General features: G+C 65.3%; 1 protein-coding gene. It reads right to left on the reverse strand.

Annotation, left to right across the window (positions count from 1 at the left end; genetic code table 11):
- The coding region (locus NJD74_RS19640; protein WP_319624833.1) for a hypothetical protein at positions 1-397 on the reverse strand (397 nt) is incomplete at its 3' end.
- Positions 398-409 lie beyond the last annotated feature (12 nt).

The following is a 409-nucleotide window of genomic DNA, read 5'->3' on the forward strand; positions in this document are numbered from 1 at the left end:
AGTCCATCTTGTAGCGGTTGAGATACAGCATCGAATCCGGCGAGTTGGCGCGCGCGCCCATGCCGTTGTCGGTGATCACCCAGTAGCTGCCGTCGGGCATGTGCTTGATGCCGGAATGGCCCTGCAGCGGTTGTCCCTTGAACGGCAGCGACACGCCGGTCGGGCGCTCATACGACTTGCCCAACACGGTGCCGAGCGCGTCGACGCGCTTGCCGGTGGTGTATTTGCCGGAGGTCTTGAGATCGGCGGGGGCGTCCGCCGGTGCGTCGATGAAGGTCGCGGCCGGCATCACCACGTGGCCGGCGAGCTTGGCCGGGAATTCGCCCTCGGTCTGCGCAAGCGCCGTGCTCGCGGTGAGAATGATTGTTGCAACGGAGGCAAGAAAGGTCGCGCGCATGAGCGTCTCCTG

This window comes from Stenotrophomonas sp. RG-453 (assembly GCF_033843685.1).
GTDB classification, from domain to species: Bacteria; Pseudomonadota; Gammaproteobacteria; order Xanthomonadales; family Xanthomonadaceae; genus Stenotrophomonas; species Stenotrophomonas bentonitica_A.